22 protein-coding genes and 1 pseudogene are annotated in these 19,701 nt (G+C 65.6%); 13 read left to right on the top strand and 10 right to left on the bottom strand.

From position 1 onward, the window contains the following. Positions 1-27: 27 nt before the first annotated feature. From ligD to FJW06_RS13485, 3 genes are all read right to left on the bottom strand, one after another. The gene (gene ligD, locus FJW06_RS13495; RefSeq protein WP_140752402.1) at positions 28-2,520 is read right to left on the bottom strand and encodes a DNA ligase D; all 2,493 of its coding nucleotides are present in this window, start codon (positions 2,518-2,520) and stop codon (positions 28-30) included. 13 nt (positions 2,521-2,533) lie between these two features. Then, on the bottom strand, positions 2,534-3,394 hold the full coding sequence (locus FJW06_RS13490; RefSeq protein WP_140752400.1) for a Ku protein: 861 nt from the start codon (positions 3,392-3,394) through the stop codon (positions 2,534-2,536). A gap of 104 nt (positions 3,395-3,498) precedes the next feature. Next, the gene (locus FJW06_RS13485; RefSeq protein WP_140752398.1) at positions 3,499-4,005 is read right to left on the bottom strand and encodes a ferritin-like domain-containing protein; all 507 of its coding nucleotides are present in this window, start codon (positions 4,003-4,005) and stop codon (positions 3,499-3,501) included. Between the two features lie 396 nt (positions 4,006-4,401). Between FJW06_RS13485 and FJW06_RS13480 the strand changes: the two genes are divergently transcribed. The 6 genes from FJW06_RS13480 (at position 4,402) to FJW06_RS13460 (ending at position 8,860) form a co-directional block, all read left to right on the top strand. After that, entirely contained in the window at positions 4,402-4,548 is a 147-nt protein-coding gene (locus FJW06_RS13480) for a hypothetical protein (RefSeq protein ID WP_108702809.1), read from the top strand. A gap of 2 nt (positions 4,549-4,550) precedes the next feature. Continuing rightward, on the top strand, positions 4,551-4,676 hold the full coding sequence (locus FJW06_RS30800; protein ID WP_263649576.1) for a hypothetical protein: 126 nt from the start codon (positions 4,551-4,553) through the stop codon (positions 4,674-4,676). Positions 4,677-4,744: 68 nt separating this feature from the next. Continuing rightward, complete coding sequence (locus FJW06_RS13475) at positions 4,745-5,197, top strand: thiol-disulfide oxidoreductase DCC family protein (RefSeq protein WP_140752396.1); 453 nt, start codon at positions 4,745-4,747, stop codon at positions 5,195-5,197. A 30-nt stretch (positions 5,198-5,227) separates the two neighbouring features. After that, complete coding sequence (locus FJW06_RS13470; RefSeq protein WP_140752394.1) at positions 5,228-7,033, top strand: SDR family oxidoreductase; 1,806 nt, start codon at positions 5,228-5,230, stop codon at positions 7,031-7,033. 201 nt (positions 7,034-7,234) lie between these two features. Beyond that, positions 7,235-7,606, top strand: a complete 372-nt coding sequence (locus tag FJW06_RS13465) for a YciI family protein (RefSeq protein ID WP_140752392.1) — start codon at positions 7,235-7,237, stop codon at positions 7,604-7,606. Positions 7,607-7,612: 6 nt separating this feature from the next. Continuing rightward, positions 7,613-8,860, top strand: a complete 1,248-nt coding sequence (locus FJW06_RS13460) for an RNA polymerase sigma factor (protein ID WP_140752390.1) — start codon at positions 7,613-7,615, stop codon at positions 8,858-8,860. Positions 8,861-9,198: 338 nt separating this feature from the next. Here FJW06_RS13460 and cysK read toward each other — a convergent pair whose 3' ends face one another. The 5 genes from cysK to hrcA all read right to left on the bottom strand — a co-directional run bounded on the left by cysK (position 9,199) and on the right by hrcA (position 14,150). After that, positions 9,199-10,179 carry a cysteine synthase A gene (cysK, locus tag FJW06_RS13455; RefSeq protein WP_140752388.1) on the bottom strand — a complete coding sequence of 327 codons (981 nt, stop codon included), beginning with the start codon at positions 10,177-10,179 and terminating at the stop codon, positions 9,199-9,201. A 188-nt stretch (positions 10,180-10,367) separates the two neighbouring features. Continuing rightward, positions 10,368-10,985 carry a LysE family translocator gene (locus FJW06_RS13450; RefSeq protein ID WP_140752386.1) on the bottom strand — a complete coding sequence of 206 codons (618 nt, stop codon included), beginning with the start codon at positions 10,983-10,985 and terminating at the stop codon, positions 10,368-10,370. A gap of 255 nt (positions 10,986-11,240) precedes the next feature. Continuing rightward, complete coding sequence (locus FJW06_RS13445; RefSeq protein ID WP_140752384.1) at positions 11,241-12,581, bottom strand: sorbosone dehydrogenase family protein; 1,341 nt, start codon at positions 12,579-12,581, stop codon at positions 11,241-11,243. 116 nt (positions 12,582-12,697) lie between these two features. Further along, positions 12,698-12,895, bottom strand: a complete 198-nt coding sequence (locus FJW06_RS13440; RefSeq protein WP_041010061.1) for a hypothetical protein — start codon at positions 12,893-12,895, stop codon at positions 12,698-12,700. A gap of 157 nt (positions 12,896-13,052) precedes the next feature. Continuing rightward, positions 13,053-14,150: a heat-inducible transcriptional repressor HrcA gene (hrcA, locus tag FJW06_RS13435; RefSeq protein ID WP_140752382.1), complete on the bottom strand. Its 1,098-nt coding sequence runs from the start codon at positions 14,148-14,150 to the stop codon at positions 13,053-13,055. 178 nt (positions 14,151-14,328) lie between these two features. Between hrcA and rph the strand changes: the two genes are divergently transcribed. From rph to FJW06_RS13410, 5 genes and pseudogenes are all read left to right on the top strand, one after another. Next, positions 14,329-15,045, top strand: coding sequence for a ribonuclease PH (gene rph, locus FJW06_RS13430; protein WP_140752380.1), 717 nt, complete (start codon positions 14,329-14,331; stop codon positions 15,043-15,045). Between the two features lie 185 nt (positions 15,046-15,230). Beyond that, the gene (locus tag FJW06_RS13425) at positions 15,231-15,641 is read left to right on the top strand and encodes a VOC family protein (protein ID WP_140752378.1); all 411 of its coding nucleotides are present in this window, start codon (positions 15,231-15,233) and stop codon (positions 15,639-15,641) included. Continuing rightward, positions 15,641-16,312, top strand: a complete 672-nt coding sequence (gene rdgB / locus FJW06_RS13420; RefSeq protein WP_140752376.1) for an RdgB/HAM1 family non-canonical purine NTP pyrophosphatase — start codon at positions 15,641-15,643, stop codon at positions 16,310-16,312. Before FJW06_RS13425 ends, rdgB begins: the two co-directional genes overlap by 1 nt. Beyond that, positions 16,309-17,481, top strand: a complete 1,173-nt coding sequence (hemW, locus tag FJW06_RS13415) for a radical SAM family heme chaperone HemW (RefSeq protein ID WP_181178281.1) — start codon at positions 16,309-16,311, stop codon at positions 17,479-17,481. Before rdgB ends, hemW begins: the two co-directional genes overlap by 4 nt. Then, a pseudogene (locus tag FJW06_RS13410) lies at positions 17,478-17,800 on the top strand (low molecular weight protein tyrosine phosphatase family protein). The gene hemW and the pseudogene FJW06_RS13410 overlap by 4 nt, the downstream one beginning before the upstream one ends. Positions 17,801-17,803: 3 nt before the next feature. Here FJW06_RS13410 and FJW06_RS13405 read toward each other — a convergent pair. Together FJW06_RS13405 and FJW06_RS30110 are read right to left on the bottom strand one after the other, a co-directional pair. After that, positions 17,804-17,989 (bottom strand): hypothetical protein, encoded by a 186-nt coding sequence (locus FJW06_RS13405; RefSeq protein WP_140752374.1) that lies wholly within the window; start codon positions 17,987-17,989, stop codon positions 17,804-17,806. Positions 17,990-17,996: 7 nt separating this feature from the next. After that, positions 17,997-18,170, bottom strand: coding sequence for a hypothetical protein (locus FJW06_RS30110; RefSeq protein WP_181178279.1), 174 nt, complete (start codon positions 18,168-18,170; stop codon positions 17,997-17,999). A 202-nt stretch (positions 18,171-18,372) separates the two neighbouring features. Between FJW06_RS30110 and rsmI the strand changes: the two genes are divergently transcribed. Both rsmI and FJW06_RS13395 read left to right on the top strand, forming a co-directional pair. Continuing rightward, positions 18,373-19,269, top strand: a complete 897-nt coding sequence (rsmI, locus tag FJW06_RS13400; RefSeq protein WP_246674604.1) for a 16S rRNA (cytidine(1402)-2'-O)-methyltransferase — start codon at positions 18,373-18,375, stop codon at positions 19,267-19,269. Beyond that, positions 19,262-19,639 (top strand): YraN family protein, encoded by a 378-nt coding sequence (locus FJW06_RS13395; protein ID WP_140752370.1) that lies wholly within the window; start codon positions 19,262-19,264, stop codon positions 19,637-19,639. The genes rsmI and FJW06_RS13395 overlap by 8 nt, the downstream gene beginning before the upstream one ends. The last annotated feature ends 62 nt before the right edge of the window (positions 19,640-19,701 follow it).

The following is a 19,701-nucleotide window of genomic DNA, read 5'->3' as shown; positions in this document are numbered from 1 at the left end:
GCTCTGCCCTGCCGACGTCGAAAAGATTCACCCCCTTTTCAGTGCCTTCCCCAGCTTGAAGAACTCCTTCCAGGGATCTGCCTTCTTCAGCTGCGCCAGCGTCGTCTCGTCGCCAAGCGGGAAGGCATTCGGAGCCAGCCCCTTCTCGATCTCCGGCCAGGTCACCGGCATCGATATCGTCGCGCCCTTCTTGGCGCGCGAGGAATAGGGCGCCACCGTGGTCGCGCCGCGGCCGTTGCGCAGATAATCGACGAAGATCTTGCCGGTACGCGCCTTCTTCGACAGCGTCGCCGTGTAGCGGTCGGGCGCGGCCTGCTCCAGAGCGCGGGCGAAATCATGTGCGAAATCCTTGACCTCGTCCCACTCCGCCGAGGGTTTCAGCGGCACCAGCACGTGATAGCCCTTGCCGCCTGAAGTCTTGACCAGGTTGGGCAGCGACAATTCGTCGAGTTGCCCGCGGATGTCGAGCGCCGCCTCGCGCACTTTGCCGACATCGACGCCTTCGTCCGGATCGAGGTCGAAGATGATCTGGTCCGGCTTTTCCAGCTGATCGATGGTCGAGCCCCAGATATGGACCTCGACCACGCCGTACTGGACGAGCGCCGCCAGCCCGTCGAAATCCTTGATGTAGAGGATCTCCTCGCCATCGGTTGGATCTTTCATGCGGGCGATCTTGTCGCTCATGCCGGGCGAGGCGTGTTTCTGGAAGAAGCGCTGGCCGCGGATGCCGTCCGGCGCGCGCACCAGGCTCAGCGGCCGGTTGACGACGAACGGCTCCATGCGCGGCCAGACCAGCGCGTAGTGATCGAGCAGGTCCTGTTTCGAAACCTTCTCGTCGGGCCATAGCAGCTTGTCGGGATGCGAGAGTTTTATCGACGTTTTCGCCTGCCCGGCCGAGGTCTTGGCGGGTTTTACGCCCGGCTTTGCTTCGCTCCCGGCCTTTTTCGGCTTTTCCTGCACGACTTCCTCCGCCGGCTTGTCTTCGCGAAGCCCCTGGAAGGAGGCGTGGCGGATTATACGGTCGGATGTCCAGCTGCGGAACTCCACCTCGCCGACAAGTTCCGGCTTGACGAAGGTGAGGCCCTTGCCCTTGGGCACCGCGGCCGAGAAGGGCGAGGTCTTCGTCTCGAGACCATCGAGCTTCTTTTTCAGATCCGTCATCACCTTGCCGGAAAAACCGGTGCCGACACGCCCGGCGTAATGCAGCTTGCCGCCTTCATTGAAGCCGACCAGCAGAGAGCGCAGGCCGCGGCCCGTCTTGTCGGAAGGCAGGTAGCCGCCGATGACGAACTCCTGCCTCAGCGTGCATTTCGACTTGATCCATGTAAGGCCGCGCCCGCTGCGATAGGGCGCGTCGGCACGCTTCGACACCACGCCTTCCAGGCCCATGCGGCAGACATGCTGCAGCATTACCGTGCCGGGCTCGTGGAAATGGTCGCTGAAGCGCAGCGCCGAATCCTCGGGCTGGTCGCCGAGCAGCTCGGCCAGCGCCTGCTTGCGCTCGACCAGCGGCTCGCGGCGCAAATCCTCGCCGTCGAGCCGCATCAGATCGAAGACATAATAGATGAAACGGTCGGCGCGGCGCGCCGACAGATCCGCCTGCAGCAACGGGAAGGACGACACGCCGCTGTCTGCCAGCACAACGATTTCGCCATCGATGATGGCGTCGCGGCATTTCAGCCTAGCCAGCGCGGCGGTAACCGGCCCCTCGAATTTACCGGTCCAGTCGAGGCCGGCGCGCGTGAGCAGCCTGACCTCGCTGCCTTCGATCTGCGCCTGCATGCGGTAGCCGTCGAATTTTACTTCGTGCAGCCAGTCATCGCCGCCGGGTGCCTCCTTCTCCAACGTCGCCAATTGCGGCTCGATGAATTCAAGGCGCCTGGCCTGCCCGGCCTTGGCTTTGGCAGGCTTGTTGGACTGCCAGACTTTCGGTTTCTGCCCCTTGGCGGCCTTGCCCTCACCGACTTCCTCGATGGTCAGACCGGATTTAACCGAACGAGGCTCCTCCACCAGAATGTCCTCGCCGGGCCGGGCGGCGGCGTCGTCGGATTTGATCAGCAGCCAGTTGTCGCGCTTCTCGCCGGGGCGGGGCTTCAGCCTGACCAGATGCCAGCGGCCGTTGAGCTTGTGTCCTTGCAGTTCGAAGTCGATATGGCCCTTCTTCATGCCCTTGGCCGGATCGCCATCCGGCGTCCATGTGCCTTCGTCCCAGACCAGGACCGCGCCGCCGCCATATTGGCCCTTCGGAATGGTGCCTTCGAAGGAAGCGTAGTCGATCGGATGATCCTCGACATGCACGGCAAGCCGCTTCTCATGCGGGTCCAGGCTCGGGCCGCGTGTCACTGCCCAGCTCCACAGCACGCCGTCATGCTCCAGGCGGAAATCGTAATGAAGCCGCGTCGCCGCGTGTTTCTGGACGACGAAGATGCCGCCGGCCTGCTTGCCGCGGGTCACCTTGCCGGCCGGCTCGGCGGTTTTCTTGAAATCGCGTTTGGCGTGATATTGTTCAAGGCTGGCCATCAGCTTGGGCTCCCTATGCGGACTTGCGCTTCGGGGCGGCCTTGGCCTTCGCCCGTTTGGCCGGCGCCTTGGACGACGCCTTGCCGGCTTTGCTATCATCCGCGTTGAGGCTCTTCTTCAGCGCGTCGAACAGATTGACGACATTGGACGGTTTCGGCGATGCCTTGGCCTTTGGCGCCTTTCTGCCCCCCTTCTTGGAGCGGACCAGCTCGAGCAGCGATTCCTCGTACCTGTCCCTGAACTTGGCCGGATCGAACTTCGCCTTCTTTTTGTCGATGATATGCTCGGCAAGCTCGACCATCTCCCCGTCCAGCTTCACGGACTGGATATCGGCGAAGATGTCGGACGCGTTGCGCACCGTATCGCCGTAGCGCAGCGTCGTCAGCAGCATGCCTTTGCCGAACGGCTCGATCACCGCCGGGCGCTCGCGCTGATAGAGCACGATGCGGGCGAGGCCGGCCATTTTCTTCTCGGCCAGGGCATCGCGAATGACGGCGAAAGCCTCCTCCGACACCTTGTCGGCCGGCGAGACGTAGTAGGGCGTGTCGAGAAAAACCTGGTCGATCGAAGTCTTGTCCACGAAACCATCGAGATCGAGCGTGTGCGAGGACTCGATCTGGACCGCTTCGATATCCTCGTCCTCGATGCGGATGAATTCGTCCTTGCCGACCTCGAAGCCCCTGACCTCCTCATCCTCTTCCAGCGGCTTGCCGCTTTTCTGGTCGACATAGACACGCCGGACCCTGTTGCCGGTCTTGCGGTTGAGGATGTGGAAGGACACTTTTTCGGCGTGGGTGACGACGTTGCTCAGTTCGATGGCGCAGGTGACCAGTGAAAGCTTGAGATAACCGCTCCAGGCGGGGCGCGGCGCCATGACGAACTCCTTGCAGCATCGGACAAACCGAAACGGCCCGAGCGCCGCTTCGGTTCCCGGACAGGAAGGCCGACGCCAGAGGCGCCAGCCTCAGATGGGCACGGCTATTCGGCCGCCTGCAAATTCACCTTGCTTTCGGCGATCTCGGTGAGCTTGCGGTCGGTCGCCTCTTCCTCCTTGAGGTTCTTGGCCAGCACGTTGGCGCAGTCGCTGCGACCGAGCTGCTTGGCCCAGGCGATCAGCGTGCCGTAGCGCGTTATCTCATAATGCTCGACCGCCTGCGCGGAAGCGATCAGGGCCGCGTCCAGGACCTCCTTGTCGTCGACATCCCCGCTCACCTCGTCGGCCTCCGCGAGAATGCCGTCGATGGCCGGGCAGTCGACGGTCTTGGCCTTGACGCCATGCAGTTCGAACACCTGCTCGACCCGCTCGATATGACCTTTGGTCTGCGTAAGATGCTTCTCGAAGCCGGCTTTCAATTGCGGATCGGTCGCCTTGTCGATCATCTTCGGCAGCGATTTCTCGATCTGTTTCTCGGCGTAATAGATGTCGCGCAGCGTGTGGATGAAGAGATCGTCCAGCGTCTTGATGTCCTTCGAAAAGAAGCCCATGGCGGTTGCCTTTCCATGTTTCGCATTGTCGGGAAGTTGCGCGGCGGACAGCCGTCAACACGGCCAGGTTCGCCCCAGCCTTGCGGGGTCAACGTCGGCTTCCGTGACAGGTTCCTGTCCGGCTCGGCGGCGAAGGAAATTTCCTGTTGCCGGACGAAGGTGAAACAGAAGCGCGCCCAGGCGACATCAGAACGAAACATATGTGATGCAAAAGTCACACCGGGCGGAAAGGCGACGAAAGGCACCGAAAGACCGCGAATCAGCCGCAATCCGGCCACGATGCAACGACTTTCGGACCAGAAATTAACATCACGTTCACCGACTATTCACGCCTCGACGCTATGCTCTCGAACAATTCGGAAGGGACATCCGAAAGCGGGACAGGGACTAAGTAAAATGAACTTCTGGAACCACATCGCCGGCTACGCCGCCGCTATTCGCGAATTCGTCGCGCCGACCTATCGGCCGGAGCGTTATTACATGCGCGGCCCGGGCCCGGCCTGCGCGCGCCGCGGCAACTCGCTGGGCGTCAGCGCGAACTGATCATGACCCGCCTACGCGCCCACCACAGCCGCATCTGCCGGCCGGCCGCCGATCAGCGCGCCACCACCTATCGCGCCGAGCGCCTGGTGCTCGCCGCCAACTGGCGTGCGACAACGCCGCGACTTTGACGCCGCCGCCGGCTGGCTTAGTGTGTCTCCTAGCTTAGTGTTTGGGGTCACAAGCAGCCGGGGCCGCCATGACCGACCTGCCCGAACCGAACCGTCCCGCCTCTCCAACCCAGGCCTATGACGCAAGCCAGCCGCTGATCGTCTTCGACGGCGTCTGCATGTTCTGCTCGGGCTTCGTCCGGCTCATCCTCAGGCTGGACCGGGAAAAACGCTTCCGCTTCGCCACCGCGCAATCGCCGCTCGGCGAGGCGCTGTTTCGCGAGCATGGCCTGCCGACCGACGATTACGACAGCAACCTCGCCATCATCGATGGCGCCGCTTTCACGAAGCTCGACAGTTTCGTCGCCGTCATGGCCGCGCTCGGCTGGCCATGGCGCGCGACGAAGGCGCTGCTCATCCTGCCAAGGCCGCTGCGCGACTGGCTCTACGACCGCGTCGCCAGAAACCGCTACGCGCTGTTCTGCCGGAAGCAAAGTTGCGAGATACCTTCGGCCAAGTTGCGGGAGCGGCTGGTCGGCTGACGGCGGTTCCGGCAAGACTGGGGGCGGAGCATGAAGCTTCTCATCGTCGGCGGCTACGGCACCTTCGGCGGACGCATCGTCCAATTGCTGGAGAATGAGCCTCGGCTCGAGCTCATCATCGCCGGCCGGTCGCTGGCAAGGGCCGAGGCCTGCCGCAAGGAGCGAGCCCCGACCAAGGCCCGCCTCGTGCCGGCGACGTTCGACCGCGACGGCGACCTCGGCCCGCAACTCAGTGTCCTGCGGCCCGATATCGTCGTCGACGCCAGCGGCCCGTTCCAGGCTTATGGCGAGGGGCGTTACCGGCTGGTCGAAGCCTGTGTCGCCCAACGCATCCATTATCTCGACCTTGCCGACGGCTCGGACTTCGTCGCCGGGGTTTCGGCCTTCGATGCGGCGGCCAGGGCGGCCGGCGTCGTCGTGCTCTCCGGCGTGTCGAGCTTCCCGGTGCTGACGGCAGCGGTGGTTCGGCGCCTCTCGGCCGGCATGGCGCGTGTGGAGAGCATTCGCGGTGGCATCGCGCCATCGCCCTTCGCCGGCGTCGGCGAGAACGTCATCCGCGCCATTGCGAGCTATGCCGGCCGGCCGGTGCGGCTGGTGCGGGACGGCAAGCCTGCCGAAGGTTACCCGCTCACCGAGCAGATACGCCACACGATCGCGCCGCCTGGGCGCGTGCCGGTGAGAAACACGCTGTTCTCGCTGGTCGACGTGCCGGATTTGCGCGCCCTGCAGGCGCTGTGGCCGGAAGCGAGCACGATCTGGATGGGCGCCGGCCCGGTGCCCGAGCTGCTGCACCGGGCGCTGATCGGCCTGGCCTGGCTGGTCCGCGCCGGCCTCGCGCGGTCGTTGTCACCGCTGGCGCCGCTGATGCATTGGGCGACCAACCGACTGTCATGGGGCGAGCATCGCGGCGGCATGTTCGTCGCGGTCGAGGGCGCGGATGCGGGGGGCAGGCCGATCAGGCGGTCCTGGCACCTGTTGGCCGAGGGCGACGACGGGCCGCTGATCCCCGCCATGGCGGTCGAAGCGATCATCCGCAAGGCACTCGACGGCCGCATGCCCTCACCCGGCGCGCGAGCGGCGACGCGCGATGTCGAGTTGGAGGACTATGAGGCGCTGTTCGGCGGCACGACGATCCACACCGGCTTCAGGGACGACACCGCCAAGGGGAAGGCGCTCTATCCGGATCTGCTCGGCGATGCGTGGCAAAGCCTTCCGGCCGAAATCCGCGCCATGCATGAGGGAACGGCAATGGCGGACGGACGCGCCAGCGTCGAACGCGGCAGCAGCATGCTTAGCCGGCTTGCGGCGCGCACGGCCGGCTTCCCGCCTGGCGCGGCCGATGTCCCCGTCAAGGTACGTTTCGTTGCCGACGGGCGAGGCGAGACCTGGATCCGCACATTCGGCGCGCATGGTTTTTCGAGCCGACAGTTCGCCGGACGCGGCCGATCGGAGCGGCTGCTTTGCGAACGCTTCGGCCCGCTCACCTTCGCCATGGCGCTGGTCGTCGACGGCAACCGGCTTCGGCTCGTGCTGCGCCGCTGGAGCTTTCTCGGCCTGCCGCTGCCGATGTGGCTTTGCCCGCCGCGCTCGAACGCCTATGAAACCGTCGAGGACGGCCGCTTCCGCTTCCATGTCGAGATATCGCACCCTGTGGTCGGGCTGATCGTGCGCTATCGTGGCTGGCTCGTGCCGGAGCACGGTTCGAGCACGGTGGGTTCGCCGGCCGTCCCGCCCAGCTCCCGACAGCCCGTGACCGTGCACAGCGTCCAGCCTTCCCCCGTGGCGCCGGACGCCGCGAGCACCAGGCGCGGCTGGGGTCCTATCCACGGCGCATAGACCCACCAGCCGTCCCGCAGCACCAAATGCCAACCCGCAATTGCATCTATTAGACGAACGGTTGAGCGGCTGCGAAAGCGCCGGCTTGCGCTCGATTGCTTTGGGGACGAAAGATTTTTCGGACGCCTGTCGAAATCGGCCGACGCCGCACGACATAGGCCGGCACGCGACGATGCGGCCTTCAGAAAACGGGAGAAGACCATGCGATACATGCTTTTGATCTACAATGACGAAGCCGCGATGGCGAACGCTCCGAGGGAGCAGACCCAACAGACCCTCGCGGCCTACGGCGCCTATACCGAGGCGCTCAAGAAATCCGGCGCTTATATCGCCGGCGAGCGGCTGCGCCCGACCCAGGCGGCCACCTCGGTGCGGCTGGCCAGTGGCAAGACCAATGTGCTCGACGGCCCCTATGCCGACACCAAGGAGCAACTGGCGGGCTTCTACATGATCGAGGCGGCCGACATCGACACGGCCATCGAATGGGGTGCGCGCTGCCCCGCGTCCTCCACCGGCACGGTCGAGGTGCGGCCGATCTGGGAAATGGCCGAGTACGTCGCAGCCGCGGAGTGACCCGCGATGGATGATCGCTCGGGGATCGCGCGGGCGGCGGCGGAAGCGGCCGCCCGGCGCAGCTACGGCAAGCTGGTCGCGTGGCTCGCGGCGCGTACGCGTGACGTCGCCGGCGCCGAGGACGCGCTGGCCGACGCCTTCGCCGCCGCGCTCGAACGCTGGCCCCGAACCGGCGTCCCGGAGCAACCGGAAGCCTGGCTGCTGTCGGTGGCGCGCCGGCGCGACGTGGACGCGGTGCGGCGGCGGCTCACCGGCGAGGCGGCGCGCGATCACCTGAAGCTGATCGCCGAAGAAATGGAGGCGCGCATGAAAGGCGAGGAGCTGCCGGACGACCGGTTGCGGCTGATGTTCGCCTGCGCCCATCCGGCGATCGACACCAGCGTGCGCGCCCCGCTGATCCTGCAGACGATCCTCGGTTTCGACGCCGCGACGATCGCCTCGGCCTTCCTGGTCTCGCCGGCGACGATGAGCCAGCGGCTGGTGCGGGCCAAGGCGCGTATCCGCGAGACCGGGATTCCCTTCCGCGTGCCGGAGCAGGCGGAGCTGGGCGAGCGGCTGGGCGCGGTGCTGGAGGCGATCTACGCCACCTTCGCCGAAGGCTGGTCGGACCCGACCGGCACCGACAGCCGGCGGCGCAATCTCGCCACCGAAGGCATCTGGCTTGGACGGCTGGTCGCCTCGCTGATGCCGGACGAGCCGGAAGCGCTGGGGCTGCTGGCGCTGATGCTGTTCGCCGAGGCGCGACGTTCGGCGAGGCGCGGCGCGCAAGGGGATTTCGTGCCCTTGGCCGAGCAGGATATCGCGCTCTGGGACAGCGGCCTGATCGACGAGGCGGAAGCCTTGCTGGTGCGCGCCGCGCAAAGAGGCATCATCGGCCGCTACCAGCTCGAGGCCGCCGTGCAGTCGGCCCATACGGCGCGCCGGCGCGGCTGCGGCACGGATTGGGCGGCGATCCGCCAGCTTTACGACGCGCTGCAGGCCGTGGCCGGATCGCCCGTGGTGGCGATCAACCGCGCGGTGGCGATCGCCGAAACCGAGGGCGCTCCGGCCGGACTGGCGGCGCTTTATGTGCTGGGCGAGGACAGAAGGCTGCAGGACTACCAGCCCTATTGGGCCGCCCGCGCCGGGCTGTTGGCCAGGCTCGGCAACACGAAGCAGGCGGCCCAGTCCTACGACCGGGCGATCGGCCTCGAGCGCGACCCGGCGCTGCGGCGTTTCCTGCAGGGCGAGAAGGCGAAGCTCGTCGGGAATTAGAGCAACTGCTGGAATCGACGGGATTTTGAAAGGTCGCCGTTTACCGGCGAACAGATTTCACCATCCTTTCCGCGAGATCGGCACAAGCACTGGGGATTGGCCGAAGCCTCCGCGCCTTCGTCATTCCAGGGCGGAGCAGCCGCGAAGCGGCGTCGCGGAGACCCTGCAATCCATGCCGCGATCTTGATCGTAGAACGCAGCGGAGCAGAATTCTCCACCGCGGCAGCGTTCGGAAGTCACGGAATGGATCCTCGGGTCTGCGCGCGTCGCTACGCTCCTTGCTCCGCCCGTGGATGACGACCGTGAAGGCCGTTGAAGCCACTCTCCGAAGTATGCGCCTAGGCGCCCAGCCCGTCGAACAGAATGGTCGAGAGATAGCGCTCAGCGAAGGAGGGGATGACGACGACCAGGTTCTTGTCCTTGTTCTCCGGCCGCGAGCCGACGACGATTGCGGCCTGCAACGCCGCGCCCGACGAGATGCCGACCGGCACGCCTTCGAGGCGGGCGACCAGGCGCGCATTGGCGACCGAATCCTCGTTCGACACCCTGACGATCTCGTCATAGATGGACGTGTCGAGGATTTTCGGCGCGAAGCCGGCGCCAATGCCCTGGATCTTGTGCGGGCCGGGCTGGCCGCCCGACAGAACCGGCGATGCCTCCGGCTCGACTGCCACGACGAGCAGCGAGGGCTTCCGCTTCTTCAGCACCTGGCCGACGCCGGTGATGGTGCCGCCGGTGCCGATGGCGGAAACGAAGATATCGACCTCGCCATTGGTGTCGTTCCAGATCTCCTCGGCCGTGGTGCGGCGGTGGATTTCGGGATTGGCCGGGTTCTCGAACTGCTGCGGGATGATGGCGTTGGGCAGCGTGGCGGCGAGCTCGTCGGCCTTGGCGATGGCGCCCTTCATGCCTTTCGGGCCCTCGGTCAGCACCAGCTCGGCGCCGAGCAGCGCCAGCATCTTGCGGCGCTCGACCGACATCGTCTCCGGCATGGTCAGGATCAGCTTGTAGCCCTTGGCGGCGGCGGCGAAGGCGAGCGCGATGCCGGTGTTGCCGGAGGTCGGCTCGATCAGCGTGGTCTTGCCGGGCGAAATCTTGCCGGCTTCCTCCAGCGCCTCGATCATGGCGACGCCGATACGGTCCTTGACCGAGGCGATGGGGTTGAAAAATTCGAGCTTGGCCAGAAGGTTGGCGACGATGCCCTTCTCCCTGGCGAACTTGTCCAGCCTGACCAGCGGCGTGTCGCCAATCGTCTCCGTGATCGAATTGAAGACGCGGCCGCGGCCGGGCACGCGCGCGGAGGTGACGGGCTTGTTCATTGGTTTCGCTCCCAGGGCAATGGTACAGGCTGACAGAATAAGGCTTTCAGCCGCGCAAGATAGGCCGAGGCTGGAAAATATCCGAGTGGGGCGGTTGCTCAAAACCGCCCGCGACCGGAAATGCATTTCCCGCTGCCGGCAGTTTCAGGAATGGTTTGGCTGAATCCGGGACGGGTTGAGATTGGAGCCTACTGCCTCGCCGCGATGGCGGCCGCCGCCCCCATCATGAAGCCGGCTGCAGTGCGGTTCAGCGCCTTCAGCGCGCGCGGCGATTTCAGGAACCACCGCGCCTTGGCCGCCAGTGCCAGGTAGGGCACCAGCACCACGAACAGCACCGCGACGGTGAGCACCGCAAGGATGGCGTAGTCGGCGAACGTGATCGTCTTCAGATCGACGATGGTCGGCGTGATGGCGAGATAGAAGATCATCGTCTTCGGATTGCCGAGCGTCACCGTCAGCCCGGCGATGAAGCTCGACACCAGCCCGCCCTTGGCCTTCCGCGCCTCCACGGTTTCGGGCGTGATGCCGCTGGTCCAGAAGCGCCAGGCAAGGAAGGCGAAATAGGCGACGCCGGCCCATTTGACGGCGAGGAAGACCATGCCGAAGGTCTGGGCGACGAAGGCGAGCCCGAGCACCACGGCGGTGAGATAGATGAGGTCACCGAGCATCAGGCCGAACGACATGGCGAGCGAGGAACGGAAGCCGGAGCCGAGCGCGCGGGCGACCAGCGCCGTGACGCCGGGGCCTGGAATGGCGGCGGCGACGCCGAGCGCGACGCTGTAGGCGAGGAATCCGGTGAGTGTCATGGTTTTTGGCCTAGAATCAGGACGCGTCTGTTGCACGAAACGGAACGGGAGTGGATTCGCTTAGATCCGGATTCGTTTGCGCCAGCCCCTCATTCGTCCGCTGCGCGGCCACCTTTTCCCCAAGGGGAGAAGAGGTAGGCGCCGGCGCTTGCCTGCTCCTCTCCCCTCGGGGAGAGGTCGGATTGCCCCGAATTGCCGTTCGCAATTCGGATGGCAATCCGGGTGGGGGTGAGCCCATTACAGCGCGACCGGGAGCTACCCAGCATACGTAATCCGCCAGATCGTGCCGTTGCCGTCCTCGGTCAGGATCAGCGCGCCGTCCTTCGCCACGGCCACGCCGACCGGCCGGCCCCAGACCTCGTCGTCCGACATGACGAAGCCGGTGGCGAAGTCCTCATATTCGCCGGTCGGCTTGCCGTCCTTGAACCGCAGCCGCACCACCTTGTAGCCGGTGCGGACATTGCGGTTCCACGAGCCATGCAGCGCGACGAAGGCGTCGCCCTTGTAGTCGGCCGGGAAATTGCCGCCTTCATAGAAGGCGATGTTGAGCGGCGCCGAATGCGCCTGCATCAGCACGTCCGGGACCGTGACCTTGCCGGCGAGGTCGGGGCGCGCGCCCTTGTGGCGCGGGTCCTCATTGTCGCCGATGTAATACCAGGGCCAGCCGTAGAATGCGCCTTCCTTCACCGCGGTCGCATATTCGAAGGGGGTGTTGTCGCCAAGCTCGTCGCGCTCGTTGACGACGCACCAGAGCGCCCCTGTCGCCGGCTGCACTGCCATGCCGGAGCAGTTGCGCAAGCCGGTGGCGACCGTCCTGCGGTTGTTGCCGTCAGGATCGAAGGCGAGCACGTCGGCGCGGCCCTGTTCCGCGCCCCAGGCCTCGCCGAGCGGCTGCGATTTCGCCCACACCTCGACCCCGCCCTTCGGCTTCGTCCCCATGTCCTCGGCGATGTTGGAGCCGGAGCCGACCGACAGATAGAGCGTCTTGCCGTCGGGCGAGAAGGCGATGTCGCGCGTCCAGTGGTGGCTGGCGGGGACCTTGGCGACGATGGTTTCCGGCTTGCCCGACGCTTCCAGGTCGCCGTCCCGATAGGGGAAGCGGACCACGCTGTTGCTGTTGGCGACATAGACCCATTGCGGCTTGTCGCCCGGCGGATAGAAGGCGATGCCATAGGGCCGGGTCAAACCGTTGGCGAAGATCGACTTCTGCGCGGGCTTGGCGCTGCCTTCCGCCAGGCGATAGACGCGGACCTGGTTTGCCCGACTGTCGGCGACGAAGAGGTCGCCATTCGGGGCCACGCGCACGACGCGCGGGCTGTCGATGTCGGAAGCGACCAACTCGGCGGAAAAGCCGGGCGGGAGCTTCGGCTTGGCATCCTCCGGGCGATCGGTGACGCCGCCGCCGTTCGAAGCGGACTGCGCCATATCGGGCTTCGGCAAATCCTCAGGTTTCAGCAGCCGGCGCACGCCCGGGCGATCGGCCTTCCAGTCGCCGAAGGCCTTTTCGCCGCGAAGCAGAGGTTGATCGGCCTGCTGGGCCAAGGCGCCCGTAGCAAAAACCAGCGCGAAGCCCGCAAGGCCGATAATCCGCATCATGCTGTCCTCCGTCGTCTGCTGACGCGTCTCACTCGATCAGGCGCCAGAGACAGGAGATATTGGGCAAGCGCTCGAAAAGAGAAGCTTGCGCGCGCGGATTTGTCAGGCGAGCCGGCTCAGGCCTCCTCGGCGTCCAGATCGTCATCGAGGCGCTTTTCCAGCTCGACGAGGTCCGCCGGCAACGGCAGGCCCATGGCGCGGAGTTCCCGCAATTTCTCGCGCAGCTGCTCCTGGATCTCGTGCTCGTCCCCGGGCTGATTGATCATTTCCTGAAGCAGGAGGTCGATCTGGGCCTTGATTGCTTCCAACGCCATTTTTTCTCCTCCGCAGCGACTTTAGGTGTATCGAGATTCAGGTCAGGCCGGGCCGAAAACGGTTGGTTCCGAGAACCGGAGCGGAGCGTACTTTTCGCACGTGAGCACCGGAAGCGCAGGAAACCGCCATTTGCAGGCCGGCTGAATATCGATACACCTAACGAAGCATGCGCGAAATCAGCTGCGCGGTGTAGTCGACCATCGGCACGATACGAGCATAGTTCAGCCTGGTCGGCCCGATGACCCCGAGCGCGCCGACGACGCGGGCGTCCTTGTCGCGATAGGGGGCGACGACCAGCGACGAACCGGACAGCGAAAACAGCTTGTTCTCCGAGCCGATGAAGATGCGCACGCCCGGCCCTTGCTCGGCGAGGTCGAGCAGCTGCAGAAGCCCGTCCTGCGTTTCGAGGTCCTCGAACAGATGGCGCAGCAATTCGAGATCGGCCTGGGCGGTGACGTTTTCGAGCAGGTTGGCGCGGCCGCGCACGATGAGGCGCGCCGGCAGGCCGCTTTCGGCGCCGGCCCAGACCGCCAGCCCCTTCTCGACCAGATCCTGCGAGAGCGTGTCGAGGGCGGCACGGGTCTCGTCCTTGATGCGGGCGATCTCGGTGCGCGCCTCGGCGAGGGTGCGGCCGCGGATATGGGCGTTGAGGAAGTTGGACGCCTCGTGCAATTGCGAGACGGTGATGTCGGCCGGCAGGTCGATGACGCGGTTCTCGACGTCGCCGTTCTGCGACACCAGCACGGCTAAAGCCTTGGTGGGCTCGAGCTGGATGAATTCGATGTGCTTCAGCGCCACCTCGTTCTTGGAGGCAAGCACGAGGCCGGCGCCGCGTGACATGCCGGACAGCATCTGGCTGGCCTCGGTCAGCATATGCTCCAGCGTCGCGCCCGAGCCGGAGGCGCGCACCTGCGCTTCGATGGTGCGGCGTTCGTCGTCGGAAAGGTCGCCGAGCTCCATGAAGGCGTCGACGAAGAAACGCAGGCCGGTCTGGGTCGGCAGCCGCCCGGCGGAAACATGCGGCGCATAGATCAGCCCCAGATGCTCGAGATCGCTCATCACGTTGCGGATGGTGGCCGGCGACAGCGAGGACGGCAGGATGCGCGACAGGCTGCGCGAGCCGACCGGCTCGCCGTCGCGCAGGTAGGAATCGACGATCCGCCGGAAAATATCGCGCGAGCGCATGTCGAGTGACTGAAGTACGGGCGACTGAAGCCCGGGCGACTGCGATGTCGGATCGACTGGTTTGTTCATTCCGGCGAGAAACCTCCTGCCGAAAAGATATAGACCTAAGCCACAGCGGCGCAACCCGGTGCCGCTTTTGCGGTCGCGGTGCCGCGTTTGCGGTCACCCCGGCCCGTTTTCCTTTGCGCCATGCCGCGCATGCGTCTACAAGCCGCCGACGATCCGGGAAAGAACAGAAAGAGCCTCGATGCGCCCCTCCAAACGCCAAGCCGACGAAATGCGCGCCATCTCCTTCGAGCGCGGCGTCTCCAAGCATGCCGAAGGCTCCTGCCTGGTGAAGTTCGGCGACACGCATGTCTTGTGCACGGCGAGCCTGGAGGAAAAGGTACCGGCCTGGATGCGCAATTCCGGCAAGGGCTGGGTGACGGCCGAATACGGCATGCTGCCGCGCTCGACCGGCGAGCGCATGCGGCGCGAGGCTTCGGCCGGCAAGCAGGGCGGCCGCACGCTGGAAATCCAGCGGCTGATCGGCCGCTCGTTGCGCGCCGTGGTCGACATGCAGGCGCTGGGCGAACAGCAGATCACCGTCGACTGCGACGTCATCCAGGCCGATGGCGGCACCCGCACCGCCTCGATCACCGGCGGCTGGGTGGCGCTCTATGATTGCCTGCGCTGGATGGAAGCGCGCCAGATGGTCAGTGTCGCCAAGGTGCTGAAGGACCATGTCGCGGCGATCTCCTGCGGCATCCATGACGGCCAGCCGGTCATCGACCTCGACTACCTCGAGGATTCCTCGGCCGGCACCGACGCCAATTTCGTCATGACCGGCAAGGGCGGCATCGTCGAGATCCAGGGCACGGCCGAGGGCGAGCCGTTTTCCGAAGAGCAGTTCGCAGCGCTGATGGGCCTGGCGAAGAAGGGCATACAGCGACTGGTGAGCCTGCAGCAGATGGCGGTGGCGTAGGGTTTCCAATGCCGAGCCTAGGCCCCCCTCTCTGGCCTGCCGGCCATCTCCCCCCTCAAGGGGGGAGATCAGATGTCGCGACCGCTTTCGCCAATCGCCAGCGCTGCAAGAATGGCGCCTTCGCCGAGGCTGCCAATCTTCCCCTCAGAGGGAGAGATGCCCGGCAGGGCAGAGAGGGGGGCCTCGTGATACCCTCCGCAATTCTCGAATCCGCCCTCTACGTCACAGACCTACACGCCGCCGAAGCCTTCTACCGCGACATCATCGGCCTCGAGCCACTGGGCAAGGTTGAAGGGCGCCACGTCTTCTTCCGCTGCGGCAATGGTGTGCTGCTTCTCTTCAACGCGGAGGCGACGAAAATCCCGCCGGCGCCGGACGCTCGCCTGAAAGTGCCGCCGCACGGCACCGCCGGCGAGGGGCATCTCTGCTTTGCCGCAACCGCCGATGAGATCGCCAAGTGGCGCAAGCATCTCGCCGCGAACGACATCGCCATCGAAAGCGATTTCGAATGGCCGCAAGGCGGGCACTCGATCTATATCCGCGACCCGTCCGGTAATTCGATCGAATTCGCCGAGCCAAGGATCTGGGGTTTCTGATGCATTCTTTTCATTCCCTTGGGGAAAAGAAGATCGTCGTCGCCAGCCACAACGCAGGCAAGTTGCGCGAATTCGCCGACCTGATGGCGCCGTTCGGCTTCGAGGCGAAATCGGCCAAGGACTACGGCCTGCCGGAACCGGACGAGACCGGCACGACCTTCGAGGAAAATGCCTATATCAAGGCATACGCCGCGGCCAAGGCGACCGGCCTGCCGGCGCTGTCGGACGATTCCGGGCTCTGCGTCGACGCGCTCGGCGGCGCGCCCGGCGTCTATACCGCCAACTGGGCGGAGAAGCCGGACGGCAGCCGGGATTTCGGCATGGCCATGCAGAAGACGGAAACAGCGCTGCAGGAAGCCGGCGCGACCGAGCCTTCGCAGCGCACCGGCCGCTTCGTCGCCGTCATCTGTCTCGCCTTCCCGGATGGCGAGGCCGAATATTATCGCGGCGAGGCCGAAGGCAGGCTGGTGTGGCCGCCGCGCGGCACGCTCGGCTTCGGCTACGACCCGGTGTTCCTACCCAACGGCTTCGACAAGACCTTCGGAGAAATGAGCGCGGAAGAAAAGCATGGCTGGAAGCCCGGCCAGGCGACAGGGCTTTCGCACCGCGCCCGTGCCTTCCAGAAATTTGCCCAGGCACGCCTGGACTTGGCCAAACTGGGATCGGCATGAGCGCGGTGACGATACCGCTCGACCGCAGCCCCGGCTTCGGCGTCTATATCCACTGGCCGTTCTGCGCGGCCAAGTGCCCTTACTGCGACTTCAACAGCCATGTCCGCCACCAGCCGGTCGACCAGGAGCGTTTTGCCCGCGCCTTCGAGAGGGAGCTGGCAACCATGCGCGACCGCACCGGGCCGCGCGAGGTGACCAGCATTTTCCTCGGCGGCGGCACGCCGTCGCTGATGAAGCCGGAAACCGTCGGCGCGGTGCTGGATGCGGTGGCGAAGAACTGGACGGTGCCGGCCGGCATCGAGGTGACGCTGGAGGCCAATCCGTCCTCGGTTGAGGCCGAGCGTTTCCGCGGCTATCGCGCCGTGGGGGTCAACCGCGTCTCGCTCGGCGTGCAGGCGCTGAACGACAAGGACCTGCGCTTCCTCGGCCGGCTGCACAATGTCGAGGAGGCGCTGCACGCCATCGGGCTCGCACGCGAGATTTTTCCGCGGCTCTCCTTCGACCTGATCTATGCGCGGCCTGGCCAGACGCCGGAGGCCTGGGGCGCCGAGCTGGAGCAGGCAATCGGCTATGCCGTCGACCACCTGTCGCTCTACCAGCTCACCATCGAGGAGGGCACGCCCTTCCACGCGCTTTACGCTGCGCGCAAATTCACGCTGCCCGACAACGACCATGCCGCCGATCTCTACGCGCTGACGCAGGAGATTACGGCGGCGCATGGCCTGCCGGCCTATGAGATTTCCAACCACGCCCGGCCGGGCGCCGAAAGCCGGCACAATCTGACCTATTGGCGCTATGGTGAATATGTCGGCGTCGGGCCAGGCGCGCATGGCCGCTTCGTCGAGAACGGCCGCCGCACGGTGACGATAGCGGAAAGGATGCCGGAGACCTGGCTCAACCTGGTCGAAGCCAAGGGGCACGGCGTCACCGGCGGCGAGATTTTGACCCGCGCGGAAGAAGCCGACGAATTCCTGCTGATGGGCTTGAGGCTCGCCGAAGGCATCGACCTGCAGCGCTACGAGGCGCTCTCGGGGCGCGGCCTGTCGAGCGCGCGGCTTTCGGTGCTGCAGGAGGAAGGGCTGGTGGCGCCGGTCGGCAACGCCCGGCTGCGCGCCACGACCGCCGGCATGATCGTGCTGGATGCGGTGGTGGCGGATCTGGCGCGTTGAAGAACGTCCTCTTCGTCTGCAGCCAGAATCGCCTGCGCAGCCCGACCGCCGAGCAGGTGTTTCCAAGCGCCGCGACATCGAGGTCGCCTCGGCCGGCACCAACCACGATGCCGACAACCCGCTGACGCATGAACTCGTCGCCTGGGCAGACCTCATCTTCGTCATGGAGAAGCCGCATCGCGCCAAGTTGCAGCAGAAATTCAAGGCCAGCCTGAAGCGGGCCAGGGTGATCTGCCTCGATATCCCGGACGACTATGAATTCATGGACCCGGATCTGGTGCGGCTGCTGGAGGCGAAGGTGCCGCGATACCTGGGCTGAGGCCTAAGCGTCGTGCTTCTGGCGGTGCTTGGCGCGGCTTTTTTCGCCGTGCGCCTCGGTGCGCGCCGGCTTGCCGTCCGCCTTGTCGCGGCGGGCGCCTTGCTGGACGGCGATCGGATGTGGGGGGATGCCCTCGCGGGCGTTCTTGGCTTCGAGACGGCTGATGAAAATGTCGAAGCGATTGGGCATCGTCCGGTCAGTGCTCCGTCGTGCTTTCGGTTTCTGTCCAAGCCTCTGCCGCCGCATCATGCGGAAGCGGCTTTCTCGCTTCCTTGTCTTTGCTATCGACCGAAATTTCCCTGCCCTCGGCAAAGCGCTTGCGGCCTGAATAGTAAGGCGTGAAAGCGTCCTGTATCGTCAGATTGTCCATCCTGGCTCCTTCCGGGGAATCAGGGGTAAAATCCGCCTTCAAGGGTTTGGTTCCGCACTATGGCGAAGGCATGGCGGTTTCCTTGCACCGGGGTCACGTTTTGCAACAGGACATGAGCCGTGCCAAACAGGCTTTATTGCCGGCGCAATTCCAGATGGAAAACCGCTGCACTGTCCTGGAATTGATCGGAATGGAGCTTTCGTTGACCGGCGACAAACGCAGCTATCTGATCGGGCAGACCGAGATCGCGGCGCGGCAGCTTCAGCCGGCGCTCTATCTGGTGGCGACGCCGATCGGCAATCTGGCCGACATCACGCTGCGCGCGCTGGAGACGCTGGCGGCTGCGGATATCGTCGCCTGCGAGGACACACGCGTCTCGCGCGTGCTGCTCGAACGCTACGGCATACGCCGCCGCACCACCGCCTATCACGAGCACAATGCGCAAGAGGCCGGGCCGAAGCTGATCGAGGCGCTGGCGGCCGGACAGAGCGTGGCGCTGATCTCGGACGCCGGCACGCCGCTGGTCTCCGATCCCGGCTACCGGCTGGTCGGCGAGGCGCTGGATCATGGCATACGCGTCGTGCCGATCCCCGGGCCCTCGGCCGCGCTCGCCGCGCTGACCGCGTCGGGCCTGCCTTCCGACGCCTTCCTGTTCGCCGGGTTCCTGCCCGTGAAGACCGGGCAGCGGTTGGCCAAGCTCGAAACGTTCAAGGCGGTGCCGGCGACGCTGATCTTCTTCGAATCGCCGCGCCGGCTGGCCGAGACGCTTGCCGCCATGGTCGAGGCGCTGGGCGGCGGCCGGAAGGCAGCGATCGGCCGCGAGCTGACCAAGGCCTTCGAGGAGATGCGCACCGGAACGCTGGCCGAGCTGGCCGACCATTATGCGGCGGCAGACACACCGAAGGGCGAGATCGTCATCTGCGTCGGCCCGCCGGAAGCGGCGGGGGAGCAGCCGGCCGACATCGACCGTCTGCTCTTGTCGCTGGCGGCTGAAATGCCGGCATCGAAGGCGGCGGCGGAAGCCGCGAAAATGACCGGTGGGCAGAAGCAGGCGCTTTACAGGCGCTTGTTAGAACTCAGGGAAGGCGACGGTGGCTGAACGCACGGCCGGCCATCGACGCAAAGCCTATCGGCGCGGCCATCGCGGCGAGTGGCTGGCGGCGCTGGCGCTGATGCTGAAGGGCTACCGCATTCTTGCGCGCCGCCATCGCACCAGGCTCGGGGAGATCGACTTGATCGCCCGGCGCGGCGACCTCGTGCTGTTCGTCGAGGTCAAGGCGCGGCGCACGGTGATCGAGGCGATGGAAGCGATCGGCCGTGAATCGGAGCGCCGCATCGAGGGCGCCGCGGATTTGTGGCTGTCGCGCCAGCCGGATTATGGCAGGCTATCGATGCGTTTCGACATGGTGGCGGTGTTGCCTTGGCGCTGGCCGGTGCATGTCGAGAACGCGTTTTACGGGAGGAATTGAGCGGGCTTTACCCTCCCCCTTTTGGGGAGGGTCGGCGAGCAAGTGACGCGAAGCGTCGCTGG

It is taken from the genome of Mesorhizobium sp. B4-1-3 (genome assembly GCF_006439355.1).
Taxonomy (GTDB): domain Bacteria; phylum Pseudomonadota; class Alphaproteobacteria; order Rhizobiales; family Rhizobiaceae; genus Mesorhizobium.
The sequence above is the reverse complement of the archived record's forward strand: the minus strand, read 5'-3'. Positions and strand labels throughout refer to the sequence as shown.